This is a genomic window from Telluria sp. Soil_C_11 (assembly GCF_057657395.1).
The window spans coordinates 31,238-43,455 of sequence record NZ_JBDGIN010000021.1 but is presented as its reverse complement, the minus strand read 5'-3'; the positions used below and the strand labels follow the sequence as shown (position 1 = coordinate 43,455).

General features: G+C 69.4%; 11 protein-coding genes. 3 read left to right on the top strand and 8 right to left on the bottom strand.

Annotated features, from left to right (window positions below):
* Positions 1-19: 19 nt before the first annotated feature.
* Entirely contained in the window at positions 20-1,132 is a 1,113-nt protein-coding gene (tssG, locus tag AC3A6M_RS22460) for a type VI secretion system baseplate subunit TssG (RefSeq protein WP_487854938.1), read from the bottom strand.
* Entirely contained in the window at positions 1,096-2,970 is a 1,875-nt protein-coding gene (tssF, locus tag AC3A6M_RS22455) for a type VI secretion system baseplate subunit TssF (RefSeq protein ID WP_487854937.1), read from the bottom strand. The genes tssG and tssF overlap by 37 nt, the downstream gene beginning before the upstream one ends.
* 107 nt (positions 2,971-3,077) lie before the next feature.
* On the opposite strand from tssF, the gene AC3A6M_RS22450 reads away from it, so the two are divergent.
* On the top strand, positions 3,078-3,794 hold the full coding sequence (locus AC3A6M_RS22450; RefSeq protein ID WP_487854936.1) for a glutathione S-transferase N-terminal domain-containing protein: 717 nt from the start codon (positions 3,078-3,080) through the stop codon (positions 3,792-3,794).
* Here the strand turns inward: AC3A6M_RS22450 and AC3A6M_RS22445 are convergent.
* A complete protein-coding gene (locus AC3A6M_RS22445; protein WP_487854935.1) occupies positions 3,791-4,525 on the bottom strand; it encodes an SDR family oxidoreductase in 735 nt (244 codons plus the stop codon). The two genes, AC3A6M_RS22450 and AC3A6M_RS22445, sit on opposite strands and share 4 nt — an antisense overlap.
* 189 nt (positions 4,526-4,714) lie before the next feature.
* Between AC3A6M_RS22445 and AC3A6M_RS22440 the strand changes: the two genes are divergently transcribed.
* Positions 4,715-6,631, top strand: coding sequence for a putative bifunctional diguanylate cyclase/phosphodiesterase (locus AC3A6M_RS22440; protein ID WP_487854934.1), 1,917 nt, complete (start codon positions 4,715-4,717; stop codon positions 6,629-6,631).
* On the opposite strand, the gene AC3A6M_RS22435 is transcribed toward AC3A6M_RS22440, so the two are convergent.
* Genes AC3A6M_RS22435 through AC3A6M_RS22425 form a run of 3 tightly spaced genes read right to left on the bottom strand, consistent with a single transcriptional unit; the run spans position 6,622 to position 8,390 of the window.
* Positions 6,622-7,542: a pirin family protein gene (locus AC3A6M_RS22435; RefSeq protein WP_487854933.1), complete on the bottom strand. Its 921-nt coding sequence runs from the start codon at positions 7,540-7,542 to the stop codon at positions 6,622-6,624. The genes AC3A6M_RS22440 and AC3A6M_RS22435 overlap by 10 nt on opposite strands.
* Before the next feature lies 1 nt (position 7,543).
* Positions 7,544-7,927 carry an OsmC family protein gene (locus AC3A6M_RS22430; RefSeq protein WP_487854932.1) on the bottom strand — a complete coding sequence of 128 codons (384 nt, stop codon included), beginning with the start codon at positions 7,925-7,927 and terminating at the stop codon, positions 7,544-7,546.
* 43 nt (positions 7,928-7,970) lie between these two features.
* Entirely contained in the window at positions 7,971-8,390 is a 420-nt protein-coding gene (locus tag AC3A6M_RS22425) for a DoxX family protein (protein ID WP_487854931.1), read from the bottom strand.
* A gap of 132 nt (positions 8,391-8,522) precedes the next feature.
* On the opposite strand from AC3A6M_RS22425, the gene AC3A6M_RS22420 reads away from it, so the two are divergent.
* Positions 8,523-9,665, top strand: coding sequence for an acyltransferase family protein (locus tag AC3A6M_RS22420; RefSeq protein WP_487854930.1), 1,143 nt, complete (start codon positions 8,523-8,525; stop codon positions 9,663-9,665).
* Here the strand turns inward: AC3A6M_RS22420 and AC3A6M_RS22415 are convergent.
* Both AC3A6M_RS22415 and AC3A6M_RS22410 read right to left on the bottom strand, forming a co-directional pair.
* Positions 9,638-11,461 carry a DUF885 domain-containing protein gene (locus AC3A6M_RS22415; RefSeq protein WP_487854929.1) on the bottom strand — a complete coding sequence of 608 codons (1,824 nt, stop codon included), beginning with the start codon at positions 11,459-11,461 and terminating at the stop codon, positions 9,638-9,640. The two genes, AC3A6M_RS22420 and AC3A6M_RS22415, sit on opposite strands and share 28 nt — an antisense overlap.
* Before the next feature lie 65 nt (positions 11,462-11,526).
* Complete coding sequence (locus AC3A6M_RS22410) at positions 11,527-12,207, bottom strand: DUF4336 domain-containing protein (RefSeq protein ID WP_487854928.1); 681 nt, start codon at positions 12,205-12,207, stop codon at positions 11,527-11,529.
* Positions 12,208-12,218: the final 11 nt, after the last annotated feature.

Genomic DNA, 12,218 nt, shown 5'->3' with positions numbered 1-12,218 from the left:
CCTTCCCACGATGGGAAGGTCAAGCCCCGTCCGCCGGATTCTCCGGAAGGTCGTCCAGCGCGAAGGCCGGGGGGCTGGCCGGCAGCGGCGGCATCGGCCGCATCTGGTACACCATGTCGGCCCGGTCCTGCCGTGCCGGGGCCGTGATCAGGAAGCTGTCCCGGCCCAGGCGCTGGGGCCCGCCGGCCAGGCGCACCGGGCGTAATTCGGTGCGCGCCAGCACCAGCACCACTTCGTAGCCGAGGGTCGGGGCGGCGAACAGGCCGAGCAGGGTGCGCAGGGCCCGCGCCCCGGCCGCATGCGGCAGGAAGCGCTCGAACTGCGCCCGGCTCAAGGGGCCGATGCGCACGCGCACGCGCAGGTCGGGCCGCCAGCAGCGTTCGCCCAGCACGGCGGCCTGGCCGAGCACAGTACTGCACTGAGCCCCCCGTCCGCCCAGCACGCTCTGCTCGGCGGGCGCCAGCGCATTCCAATGGCCGATCCCTTCCTGCAGCGCCACCCGCACCCCGAAATGGTGGGACAGCACCCTGGCCAGCACCACTCCGGAGGCCGGGCGCCGGCGCAGCACGCCGGCGTAGCGCGCCAGCGTCGCATCCCTCACCTCTTCGTGCGGCGCGCCCCGGGGAAAGCCGGCCAGCGCCAGCAGCAGCGGCAGGAAGGCGTCGCTGCCGTCGGCCACGGACACGGAGTGCTCGATCCGGTACTTGCGCCAGGCGCCGTAGAACAGGGCCAGCATGCGGGTCGTGAAGATATCGAGGAAGGCGCGGGGCGCCTCCGCCAGCTCGGCGTCCGGCTGGCTCGACTCCCAGGCCGCGATGCGCTCCGTGAAGTGGCTCGGCAGCGCGCCGTGCGCGCCCAGCAGGCCCATGAAGGTCGGGGTCAGGTGGAATTGCGGCGCCAACCCGTCCGCCACCGCTTCGGGCGCGATCGCCTCGACCTGGCCGGCCGGGAAAGCGAACGCCAGGCTGTTACGGAAGCGCAGGTGGCGCTCCAGCGCGCGGCGCGGCGGCACGCCCTGCTCGCCCAGCCACAGCAACAGCAGCCGCACGGCCTGGAAGAACTCGAAGCGCTGCGGCTCGGCCAGCAGGCGCGCGATCAGCCCAGCGGCTGGCTGCTGTGGCGGGGTGCGCATGCAAGGATTTCCTGGCCGGTCCGGCGCGACACGACCTGCAGCCGGGTAAAGCAGTTCAGCTGACCGTTCAGCGCGAAGTAATGGTCGAGCACCTGGGCGAACACGAACAGGCTGCTGCCGGCGAAGGCGTCTTCGTCGACGGTCAGGCGGATGCCGATGCCCGGCATTAGGGTCGACACCGGCGCGTTGCGCACCCAGGCGCGCACGGCGCCATGCTCGAGGCCGTGGATGCCGGCGATCAGGCGCTGCGCGGCCGGCGAGCGCGGCAGGTCGTACAGGGCCAGCATCCTGCGGAAGTCGTCCAGGCCGGCCATGGTCAGGCTGGCGTGGTTGAGCGAGAGGTGGGAGATCAGGCGCCAGTGCGCGCCCTTGGCGGTGCCGAAGCGGAAGGTGGGGCTGGGCTTGCGCAGCATGCGGATCGGCGCCACGGCCGACAGTTCGTCGGTGCGCAGGTCGCCCTGCGGATCGCCATGGCGCAGCTGGGACGGCAGGTCGCGGTTGGTGCAGGTCAGCATGGTCGACAGCGTGGTCCGGCACCCCGGGGCGCCGGCGGTCGCGGCGCTGAAATCGGCGTCGATCAGGGCGATCCGCATCTCGTGGCCGGGGCTGACGGCGGCCACCGCGTGGTCGCGGCGGGTGATCCAGTAGTGGGTGCTGGCCTCGCCGGGCTGGGCAGCGTCGGCGTCGGCGGCGTACAGCGGCGCGAACCGGGTCACGCTGCCCGGCCCGCCCGAGCCTGCGCTCGGGCCCTCGCGCACCAGGCGCACCGCGTCGACACTGTAGATCTCGTAGTCGGCCGCATGGGAACCGTCGGCCAGCAGCGGGTAGTCGGCGCTGGTGTACGACAGCTGCAGCGGCGCCCCGGCCTTCGGGAACAGGTTGATCGCAGGCGTGCAGGCCGGCAGCAGGTTGCGCGGGCCGATCGTGGCCAGCAGGCGCGCCGCGTCGGCGTCGGCCGGCACGCCGGTCAGGACCACGTGCAGGGTGAAGGAGGCAGCGCGCGGCGGCAGCAGGGCGCGCAGCGCGGCGGTGTCGAGGTCGACGAAGTTGAATTTCTCGGGATAGCAGAAGTACTCGCTCAGCAGGCGCAGCGCCGGGTGCGAACGGGCCGGGAACGGGATCATCGCGTCGTCCTCGGCAAAGCCGGCGGGCGCCAGCGGCACGGCCGGCAGCGGCAGCCAGGCCGCTTCGCCCCCAACCTGCACGAAGGCGCAGGCGCCGCGCAGGAACAGCGCATCGATCAGGGCCGCGCGGGTAGACGCTTCGCCGTCGACGAACAGGCGCAGGCGCGCCGGCAGGATCTCGGCCAGGGGGCGCGGGCCCGGGGTGTCGATCGTGATGCCGATGGCGCTGGCGGCGCCGCGCGGCAGGCGCACCGAACGCGGCGCTTTCGCCAGCGGCGCAAAGCCCAGCCGGGCCACCCGCAGCGGCGCCAGCAGCACGTCGTAGACGGTGCGGAACAGGCAGATGCTGTCATGCCGGGCGCTGGTGCGCAGCATCGTTCCCCTCGGCAGCAGCACCGGTGCGTCCGGCAGTTCGGCGTCGCCGCGGCCGCCCACCTGCACGATGGTATGCGAGGGCATCGGCCGCAGGTAATGCGGGTACAGGCTCTCGAGCAGCGATTCGGTGAATTTCGGGTAGTCGTCGTCGAGGCGCTTGCGGATCCGGGCGCTCAGCAGCGCCACCGACTGGATCAGCCGCGCCACCCCCGGGTCTTCGTAGGTTTCGCCGGCCAGGTGCAGCTCGCTGGCCGGCTTCGGATAGCGGGCGCGGAATTCGCGCGCGAACTGACCGAACAGGCCCAACTCTTCCTCGTAATAGCGCAGGAGCTCATCCATGATTTTCCGCCGATGATTGCTTGGGACCAAGACCTATGCTCCCACCCACGCCGCGGACGTATCTTGAGTACAATCAATACCGACCATTCACCCCGAGGGAGCCGACCATGACCGACCAGAGCAAGGATTTGCGCCAATTCCCCATCACCCGCAAATGGCCCGCGCAGCATCCGGAGCGCCTGCAGCTGTATTCGTTGCCCACGCCGAACGGCGTGAAGGTCGCGATCATGCTGGAAGAGACCGGCCTGCCCTACGAGGTGCACCGGGTCGCCTTCGACAGGAACGACCAGCTCTCGCCCGAGTTCCTGTCCCTCAACCCGAACAACAAGATCCCGGCCATCATCGACCCGGACGGCCCCGGCGGCCGCCCGCTGCCGCTATGGGAATCGGGCGCGATCCTGATCTACCTGGCCGACAAGATCGGCAAGCTGCTGCCAGGCGATCCGGCGCTGCGCTACCAGGCGATCCAGTGGCTGATGTTCCAGATGGGCGGCATCGGCCCGATGTTCGGCCAGCTCGGCTTCTTCCACAAGTTCGCCGGCAAGGATTACGAGGACAAGCGCCCGCGCGACCGCTACGTGGCCGAATCGAAGCGGCTGCTGGCAGTGCTGGACAGGCAGCTCGAAGGCCGCGACTGGATCATGGGCGACGAGTACACGATCGCCGACGTCGCTACCTTCCCGTGGGTGAACAACCTGATCGGCTTCTATGGCGCGGGCGAGCTGGTGGGCTTCCAGGACTTCAGGAACGTCGCGCGCGTGCTGCAGGCTTTCGTGGCGCGGCCTGCCGTCGCCCGCGGCCTGCACATTCCGCCGGCACCTTAAGCCCCGAGCGTGCGCAGGTCGGCCACGACCTCGTCGCCGAAGGACTTGCCGAGCAGGTAGTCGACCAGCTGCTCGGCGCACTCGTCGGGGTCGAGCAGGGTGCCGGTGTCCTTCAGGTCGACGAAGCGCTGGCGCATCGGGAAGCTTTCTTCCGGGGTGGCGCGGATCTCGGCTTGCATGCCGGTGTCGATCACGCCCGGCGCCAGGCTGCAGATCTGCACGTCCTGGCCGCCGTCCAGCACCACCGCGCGCGCATGCTGGTCGAGCGCCGCCTTGGTGGCGCAGTAGACGCTCCAGCCGGGATAGGCATGCCGCCCTGCCCCGCTGGAGATGTGCATGATGCGCTTCTGCCCGCCGTCGCTGGCGCGCACCACGGCCGCCGCCAGCGCCATCGGCGCGGCCACGTTCAGGGTCACCGCGCGCAGCACCGCGCGCGGGTCCTGCTGTTCGAGGGGTCCGACCGGGCTCACCATCCCCGCATTGTTCAACAACAGCACGGCGCCGGTACCATCCAGGTAATCGGACAGCTTGCTGCCGTCCAGCCAGTCGATGAGCGCCGGACCGTCGGCCAGGTCGAGTTCGACCTGCTCGAACAGCTCGGGCCAGTTGTGCGCCAGTTCGTCGGAGCGCGTACGGGCCAGGCCCAGCACCGGCACGCCGCGCGCCAGCAGGTTGCGCGCCAGGGCCGCGCCCAGGCCTTTCGTGTGGCCGGTTACGATCGCTTTCATCATCCATCTCCCTTTTCCCGCCCGCCGCCGTGCGGGGCACCGTCACGATGGTAACGCAAGAATGCTTGCACGATAAAGCATGAAAGCGAGGGGCTCGCGCGCTTCCCGGCCCGGACCGGCAGGCGCGTGCTCCAGTTCGGTCGACCATGGCAGAATGGGTTCTCGCGGATCAGTTTTACCACGAGAGGACCAATGCAGATTCCAGATATCCCCGTCGACGAAGCACGGCGCCTGACCGCCCTGCACGCCACCCGCCTGCTCGGCAGCGCGCCCGAGGAAGCCTTCGACCGCATCACGCGCATGGCCGCGCGCCTGCTGCACGCCCCCACCGCGCTGGTCTCGCTGGTGGACAAGGACGTCCAGTGGTTCAAGTCGCGCTGCGGCTTCGAAGGCAGCGAAACCGCGCGCGACATCTCCTTCTGCGGCCACGCCATCCTCGAGCACGAGCCGCTTGTCGTGAACGATGCGACAAAAGACCCGCGCTTCCACGACAACCCGCTGGTGACCGGCGACACCCACCTGCGCTTCTACGTCGGCGTGCCGCTGTACTCGGTGGACCGCATGGCGATCGGCACCCTGTGCGTGATCGACCGCGTACCGCGCCAGCTGAGCGACGACGACCTCGACATGCTGCGCGACCTGGCGCGCATGGTCGAACAGCTGATCCACCACCGCCAGCTGGCCACCGCGGCCCAGGCGCTGTACTCGCACGTGCTGCTGGACGCCGCCAATCCCGAACTGAGCGCGGCCGCCGGCCAGGTCGAGTTCCTGCTCAACCACGACCAGCTGACCGGGCTGTCGAACCGCCAGGCGCTGGCGCGCACGATCGGCGAGGGTCTCAAGGAATGGCGCGAACAGGGGACGCCAACGCTGGTGGCCGCAATCAATCTGGACAAGTTCAAGCGCCTGAACGAGGCCCTCGGCCACCATGCCGGCGACCAGGCCCTGGTGTCGATCACCTGGAGCCTGCAGGGGGTGCTGCGCCCCGGCGACCAGCTGGCGCGGATCGGCAACGACGAATTCGTGGTGCTGCTGCCCGGCCTCGGCGACGACAGCGTGGCGCGCGACCGCCTGCGCCAGCTGACGCAGGCGGTGCAGCGCGAGTTCAAGACCCCGGCCGGCGGCACCATTCCCCTGACCTGCAGCATCGGCTATGCGATCTTCCCGCACGACGGCGACAGCGCCGACGTCCTGTTGAACAACGCGACCCTGGCCACGCGGCGCGCCAAGCTGATGGGCGGCGGGCAGACCCAGCGCTTTTCCGAAGAGCTGCAGCAGGCCGTCAACCGCAAGCTGGCGCTGGAGAGCCAGTTGCGCGCCGCCCTCGACCACAAGGAGCTGTTCCTGATGTACCAGCCGAAGATCGCGCTGGAGGACGGCTCGGTGGCCGGGCTCGAAGTGCTGCTGCGCTGGCGCCATCCGAAGCACGGCCTGATCTCGCCGGTCGAATTCATCCCGGTGGCCGAAGAGGCCGGGCTGATCGTCGAAATCGGCGAATGGGTGCTGAAGAGCGCCGTCGAGCAGTGCCGCGCCTGGCGCGCGGAGGGCGTGCCGACCGTGCCGGTAGCCGTCAACCTGTCGGCGCGCCAGTTCCACCGCACCGACATCGTCGGCTGCGTCGACGCCGTGGTGCGCGGCGCCGCGCTGGCGCCGGGCGACCTGGAACTCGAACTCACCGAGACCATGTCGGTGCAATGCCCCGAGCGCAGCGCCGACCTGATGGCGCGCCTGCGCGGGCTCGGCGTCACCCTCAGCATCGACGACTTCGGCACCGGCTATTCCAGCCTGAGCTACCTGAAGCGCCTGCCGGTCGACAAGATCAAGATCGACCGCTCCTTCGTGCAGGACATGCACCAGAGCGAAGAGTCGATGGCGATGGTGGAGGCCATCATCACCCTGGCGCACAGCCTGCGCCTGACCGTGATCGCCGAAGGCGTCGAACTGGAGCAGCAGCTGGAGGGCTTGCGCGCGGCCGGCTGCGACCAGATCCAGGGCTTTTATTACAGCAAACCGCTGGACGCCGAGGCCTGCGCCGACTACCTGCGGCGCCACGCGCACGGCGGCGCCCCCGCGGCGCAGGACCGGCCCCGGGCCCGGCTTCAGGGATAGCGCACGGGCCGGCCCGGAAGGTCGGGCAGCGGGATGAATTCGGTCTCGCCCGGCACCTGCGGGAAGCGCATCTCGCGCCAGTCTTCCTTGGCCTGTTCGATGCGGTCGGCCGAGCTGGAGACGAAGTTCCAGGTCAGGTAGCGCGGGCCATCCATTGGCTCGCCGCCCAGCAGCATCACGCGCGCGCCGCGTCCATTGCCGGCGGCCAGCGTCACGGCCGCGCCGGGTTTCAGCACCAGCAGCTGGCCGGGCCCGAAGCTGCCATCGCGGCCGAGGTCCAGCGTGCCCTCCACCACGTACAGGGCCTGCTCGCCGTACTCGGCCGGCATGCCGATCCGCGCGCCGGGCTGCAGGACCAGGTCGACGTAGAACAGCGGCGATTCGACCGGCACCGGGGCGCGCTTGCCGAAATATTCGCCGGCGATGATGCGGGCGCTGGCGCCGTCGCCTTCGATCACCGGCAGCTGGTCGGCGCCGATGTGCGAGAAGCTCGGGTCCTTCTCTTCCTTGGCCCTGGGCAGCGCCACCCAGCATTGCAGGCCGTGCAGGGTCGAGCCGCTGGCGCGCACCTGCGGACCGGTGCGCTCGGAGTGGACGATGCCCTTCCCGGCCGTCATCCAGTTCACCGCGCCGGGGCGGATGTCCTGCACCGTGCCGAGGCTGTCGCGGTGCGAAATCTCGCCTTCCAGCAGGTAGGTGACGGTGGACAGGCCGATGTGCGGATGCGGCCGCACGTCGATGCCCTGCCCGGCGTTGAACACGTGCGGGCCCATCTGGTCGAGGAAGACGAAGGGGCCGACCATGCGGCGGTCCTTGTGCGGCAGCGCGCGCCGTACTTCGAAGCCGCCGCCGAGGTCATGGGTGCGCGGCACGACGATCGTTTCCAGCATGCCGTCTTCGTTGAGTTCCATTTTAGAGAGCCTCCGTGGTGATCTGGATCTGCCCGGACAGGGTCTTGTGGACCGGGCACTTGTTGGCGATATCCGTCAGGCGCTGCTTTTCCTCTTCGGTCAGCAGGCCGACGTAGCGGATGCTGCGGTGCAGGGCGTAGGCCGCGCCTTCCTGGCCGTGGCGGATCGTCACCTGTACTTCGTCCAGCTGGTATCCCTTGCGTCTGGCATACAGGTTGACCGTCAGCGTGGTGCAGGCCGCCAGCGACGCCGCCAGCAGGTCGTGCGGTTCCGGGCCGCTGCCCTCGCCGCCCAGTTCGGGCGCCACGTCCGTCACGAGCCGGTGCGGGCCGATCTCGATCACCTGCTGCAGCGGCCCCTGGCCGCGGTGCGTCGTCACTTCCATGATGGTCTCCCTGTTTTCGGACGATTGTACGTGATGTCCCTGCTCAGGCGGCGCGGGTGCGCAGGATGGCGGCACCGGCCCTTGCCTGGACGCGCTGGCGTTCGATATCGAAAATCACCAGCATCGCGCCGAGGATCGCCACGTTCTTCAGGAAGTGGTTCAGCTGGTTCTGGACCTCGGCGGCGCCCGCGCTCCAGAAGCCGTGGAAGATCAGCGTGACCGGGACCAGGAACAGGGCAAGCGCGAGGCTGGCCCAGCGCGCCTGGAATCCGGTGATCAGTGCCAGCCCGCCGCCGACTTCGAGCGCGATCGCGGCCGCCAGCAGCAGGCCGGCGAGCGGCAGGCCCAGGCTGCCCATCCAGCCGGCCACGTACGAAAAGGCGAGGATCTTGTTGATGCCCGAGACGACGAACAGGGTGCCGGCGAGGGCGCGGCCGACGGGGTAGAGTTTGCTGGTTTCCATGGTGTGCTCCTTGGGTGTGGGTTGTCGATGGAAGGCATTATGGGACACCCGGACGGCGGAAGAAAAACGAGTTATTTCCCTAGCTATCATCGATTTTTTCGATGACTGCCGAAGCGCTGTTACCATGCAAGGATGACACCACACTCCGCTCCCGCCATCCCGGTCCCGGCGCGCCGCAATTTCGGCATCGACTGCCTGCGCGGCCTGGCCATCCTGCTCGTGATCGTGCACCACCTGGCCCTGCCCTTCCGCCTGCCGCTGGGCCCGAGCCTGCTGCGGGACTGGCTGCCGAAGCGCCTGCTGGACGCCCTCGGCTTCAACGGCTACGAAGCCGTGTTCATCTTTTTCGTGATCTCCGGATTCCTGATCGCGACCCGCATCGTCGAGCGCGACGGTGCGCTCCATCGCGTCGACCTGCGCCGCTTCTACCGCGCCCGCGCGCTGCGCATCCTGCCGCTGCTGCTGGCGACGCTGGCGGTATTGGGCGCGCTGGCCCTGCTCGGCGTGAAAGGCTTCGCCCCGAACCCCGAGCGGCAGAGCCTGGCCGGCCTGCTGGGCTCGAGCCTGAGCTTCACCTTCAACTGGTACGAAGGCCGCACCGGCTGGGCCCCGGCCGGCTGGGACGTGCTGTGGTCGCTGTCGATCGAGGAAGCGTTTTATATCGGCTTTCCGCTGCTGTGCCTCTGGCTGCCGCGGCGCCTGCTGGTCGGCCTGCTGCTGGCGTGGGCGCTGGCCCTGGCGCCGCTGCGCGCCCTGGTGCCGGCGGCGGACGAGGTCTGGTGGGAGAAGGCCTACCTGCCGGGGATGGCGGCGATCGCCTGGGGCGTGCTGGCGGCTCTGCTGGCCCGGCGCTGGCGCCCCTCGGCGCGCGAAGCCCGCGCGCTGGCCCTGTTCGGCGCCTTCTGCATCCTGATGGTGCTGGGCTGGGGCGAGCTGGTGCACCGCCACCTGTTCAAGTCCGGCATGTACGGACTGGTGCTGGGCGCCAGCCTGATGCTGCTGGCCTTCCACGCGCATCCGCCGGTGCCCCGCGCCGGCTTGAACTGGCTGGCCCGGATGGGCAGCCTGAGCTACGAACTGTACCTGTCGCACATGTTCGTGGTGCTGGCCGCCGTGGAACTCTATCGCGCGGCGCTGGGCAAGGAACAGGCCTGGACCTTCACGGTCTACCTGCCGGTGCTGCTGGCCTGCTTCGGCCTGGCGCTGGTGCTGGAAAAGCTGGGCGCCCGGCTGGCGGGCGCGCGGCTTTACCTGGCGCCGTCGATCCAGCGCTGAACCTGGGCCTCGAGGATGGGCAGCGGCAAGGTGCCGTCGCCCAGCACGACCTCGTGGAACTTCGCATAGCTGAACTTCGGCCCCAGCGCCTGGCGGGCTCGCTCGCGCAGCTCCAGGATCTTCAGCGCGCCGATCTTGTAGGCCAGCGCCTGGCCCGGCCACACCATGTAGCGCTCGATCTGGTTGGCGGCCCTGTCCTCGCTGTAGCCGAGGTTTTCCATCGCGTAGGCGATCGCCTTTTCGCGCGACCAGCCCTGGGCGTGCATGCCGGTGTCGACCACCAGGCGCACGGCGCGCAGCAGTTCGTCGTTCAGGTGGCCGTAGTAATAGGCGGGGTCCTCGTAGAATCCGAACTCGCGGCCCAGGGTCTCGCAATACAGGGCCCAGCCTTCGGTGTAAGCCGCGGCGCTCGGATGCTCGGTGAAGAATTTGCGGAAGTCCGGCAGCGGCAATTCCTTCAGCAGGGCGGCGTGGAAGTGGTGGCCCGGCACGCCTTCGTGCAGCAGCAGCGTGGCCATGCCGACCGTGTCGTAGTCCTTCGGATCGTTGACCACGGCCCAGAACACGCCCGGATGCGAGCCGTCGGCGGCCACCGGCGTGTAGTGGTCGGAGGCGGTGGCGCGGGTCAGCTCCGGCTCCAGCTGGATGTCGAGCCGGGCCTTGGGCAACAGGCTGAAATACTGCGGCAGCTTGCCCTCGACCTGCGTGTAGATCTGGCGGTAGCGTTCCAGCACCTGCTGCTCGCTGGTGAAGGGCTTGAACTTCTGCTGCGTCGCGACCCATTGCGGGAAGTCCTTCAGCGGGCCCTCGTAGCCGAGTTTCGGCGCCAGCTTCGCCATCTCGGCCTGGATGCGCGCCACTTCCTTCAGGCCGAGATCATGGATCTGGCCGGGCGGCAGGTCGAGGTTGGTGTTGTTCCTGATGCGCGCCTGGTACCAGGCCGCGCCGTCCGGCAGCGCGCCATAGCCGGCGCTGGTCCGGCCGGCCGCCAGGTAGTCCTTCTCGAGGAAGGCGCACAGGCGGTCCAGGGCCTGGCCGATCTTCACGGCGGCCTGGCGGTAGCCGGCGGCGAGCGCGCGCCTGTCCTGGTCGGCGAAGCTCGCCGGCATGCGCGTGGCCGGCGAGTAGAACACGCTGGCCTGCGGATCGCTGCTGCGCAGCTGGCGGAACTGCGGCAGCATCCGGGTCGTGACGATCTTCGGCTGCACCACGCCGGTGCGGATGCCTTCCTTCATGTTGGCGATCGCCTGGTCGATCCAGGCCGGCAGCTGCTCCAGCCGGCGCAGGTAGGCGCGGTACTGCGCCGGCGTCTCCAGCGGCTGCGAGCCGGTGCCGCTGGCGTAGTTGGCCAGGTTGCTCGGCATGTTGTCGAAGTGGTTCAGCGGCAGCAGGTGCTCGGGAAAGCGCTCCAGGTCGAGCTGGGCCCGGATCTCGGCGGCCAGGATGTCGTAGTTCAGCTGCGCCTTCGAGGAAAGGCGCGCGCGGTCGATCGCCTGCAGCTGCTTCAGGAAGCCATGGTTCGCGGCCAGGTAGCGCTTGCGGACCTGCGGGTCGATCGCCATGCCCAGTTGGTCGTCGTAGCGGCTGTCGCCGTTGGCGGTGGCGTACAGCATCGGATCGAAGCGCGCGCGGGCGTCGTAGAACTTCGCGGCGATCTGGTCGACCTTGCGTTCCAGCGCCTGTTCGCGCGCGGATGCGGGCGCGGGCGCCGCGTGCGCGAAGGTGGCGGGGACGCTGGCTGCGAGGATCGCGGCAGCGAGGCTGGCTGCGTACAGGGACCGGGCGGACGGGAGCATGCGATTCCTTGGTAAATGAAGTTCCGGCAAGGATACCGCAGCTTGCGGCGCGCGGGCAGGCCCCTTCATGCCCCGAAGCGGCTGAAAGCCCGCTCCACGAGAACATGCGCATCCTGCTCGACGATGCTGTTGTGCGCCGTGATGACGCGCGTGAACGGCCATGCCAGGATGATGCGTGCGCTGCCGGCGAACAGCGCCCTGTCGCGCATGACCAGCCGCACCGTGCGCGGCACGTCGAAGCGCCTGCGCACGCCGGTCAGGCGCGCGTACAGCGCCGTCTTCCAGTCCAGGCTTCCGCCCCAGCATTGCAGCACGTCGGTCATGACCAGCGTCTTCGAGGCCTTGTGAAACCACGCCACCTCGTTCACGAAGGGCACGCCGCGGATCCAGACCTGGTCGAGCTCATGCTGCCACTCGCGCGGAACGGTATCGCCCAGCTCGACCAGGCCGGCCAGGTCGGGGCGCTTGGCGGCCAGGCCGGGTGCGCCGTACAGCGCCGCACCCGGAAACATGCGCTGGGCGTGCCTGGCAAACAGGTGGTGGGCGCGGTTCGGGGCGACGATCCAGGCGACGTCGCCGAGGCTGCGCAACTGTCCGGCCACGGCCTCGTCGAAGCGCACCGGCGAGTGCAGCCACAGGCGGCCGTCGCCAAAACGGACCACGGTCATGCGCGACGACACCGGCAGGCCGGCGGCCTTGAAGCCGCGTTCCATATGCCAGAGATTGGGGGCGATGGGAATGAGCATGGCCCTATTGT